Below are 2,064 nucleotides of genomic sequence, written 5' to 3' on the forward strand. Positions count from 1 at the left end.
GTTCTCTCAGACATACCCCAACCCCTTCAAGAACCCCTGCAGTGCCACCGCCGCCGCATCGCGCTTCTGCTCGATCTCGTTCAGCGTCACCCGGTACTTGTCCCACCAGTTCTCAAAGGCGGCGACGATCTGTTTGCGCTGGGCGGCGATATAGCGCTCGACGATGGCCTGCATGTCGTTGTGCAGAATGGTCAGCAACAGCTCGGCGGCTTGCTGCTCGTCCAGACCATCAACGGCCTTGTTCAGGTGGCTGGCGAAGTTGTCCTTTTTGGTTTTGAGCTGCTTCTTCAGCTTGGCCAGCTCGGCTTTCCATTCCTTGAGCTGGGCCTCATCAACGGCGTTTTCCTCGGCGTCGGATTCCGCTTCGCTGTCGGCTTCGTCACCCTCCCCGCCTTTGGCTGGGGTGGCGGCCTTGATCTGGATTTCAAGTTCGGTTTTCTTCGCTTCCAGCTCGGCAAGCGTGCCAACGAAATCATCGAGCAGGAACTTGACCAGCTTGTGTTCCAGCGGGCTGTGCTTGCTGGCCTTGTCTTCCATGGCGGTAACGATGCTGGTGCGCCAGGCATCTATTACGCCTCGGCTGCCGCGCGCCATCAGGCCAAGGAAGTCATATTTACTCTGATACCAGAAGCCGGCAACGATGCCGCGCACCTGGAAGGGATCGAGCATGCCAATGCGCTCCAGCGTTTCGCTGAAGCTGGCCAGCAGTTCGCCGCGTAGATCAACCAGCGCGGCGCTGTCGTCCATCCGCCCGGCCAGGGCGGTGATGCGCGGGCTGTGCTCGCTCCACCATGTCTCGAACGCGTCACGAATCGAGGCTTCCTTGCCCTGCAGGCCAGCGTTGGTTCCGATGGCTGGCTTGAGGTCGGCGCGGCAGGTCAGTTCGTCGCGGAAGTCGAAATACTGCGCATCGCGCTCCACAAAGAGGTCTTGCGGATCGAGGCCGTGGGCGTTGAATAGTACGGCCTTGGCCTGCACTTCAGCCTTGGGCACACCGCCGAGCAGATGAGCACGCACGTCGTGGGGCTCGGGCGACGGTGCGTTGTCCACATAACGGCGGATGTTCAGGTTGTAGTCGTTTTCACGCAGGGTAGCGATGTCCACCACGTCGCTAAGGCCGTCGATTTGGCGGAACTCGTCGAAGGCGGTGGCGATCTTCTCGATGTGTTCGGGCAGCAGGAAGTTCTGCGCCCGACCTTCGAAGTATTCACGGTCGGCGTTGATAAACAGCACCTTGCCCCGGCGCGCGACCGGCTTACTGCTGACGCGGTTGGCGCCGTCCTGTTTCTGCTGACGCAGAATCAATATGCAGGCGGGGATGCCGGTGCCGTAGAACAGGTTCGCCGGCAGGCCGATGACCGCTTCGAGTAAGTCTTCCTCGATGATGCCTGCACGGATGCCCTTTTCCTCACCACCACGGAACAGCACCCCATGCGGCAGTACGGTGGCAACCATGCCCTCGTCGCGGGTGACAGCAAGCATGTGCTGAAGGAACATCAGATCAGCCTTCTTCGAACCCAGCGGCACCTCGCCGAAACGGAAACGCTCCTCACGAAAGGATGGAGCCCAAACCAGGTTGCCATCCGGACTTTTCTCGGTGTGGCCCCAATTAATGGAAAATGGTGGATTGGTGAGGATGCGGTCGAAGCGACGCAGCTCGCCGCCTTCGATATGCCGGGGATCGGCCAGGGTATCTTCGTTCTCCAACCAGGCATTGCTGATGCCATGCAGCAGCATGTTCATCTGCGCGATGGACCAGACGGTACCGTTGAATTCCTGGCCGAACAGGTTGGCTTTGCGGCCGTCTTCGCCGTGTTCGTCGATATATTCCTTGGCAGCAATCAGCATGCCCCCCGAGCCGCAGCACGGGTCGTACACGTCGTGGGCCAGGGTCGGCTTGAGCAGGTTGACCATAAGCCGCACCACCGAGCGTGGGGTGTAGAACTCGCCACCTTTCTTACCGGCAGAGTCGGCGAACTCGGCAATCAGGTACTCGTATGCCGCACCGAGCAGATCGGGAAACTCGAAATCGCTGTTGCGCAGGCGCACATCGCCGAAGTGGGT

At 60.3% G+C, this 2,064-nt stretch carries 1 protein-coding gene; it reads right to left on the minus strand.

Translation table 11 applies throughout. The features are described 5' to 3' along the window. Positions 1-6: 6 nt before the first annotated feature. On the minus strand, positions 7-2,064 hold a 2,058-nt coding region (locus FZE95_RS19440), incomplete at its 5' end, for an N-6 DNA methylase (protein WP_150302438.1).

Source organism: Pseudomonas profundi, assembly GCF_008638305.1.
Classification (GTDB): Bacteria; Pseudomonadota; Gammaproteobacteria; order Pseudomonadales; family Pseudomonadaceae; genus Halopseudomonas; species Halopseudomonas profundi.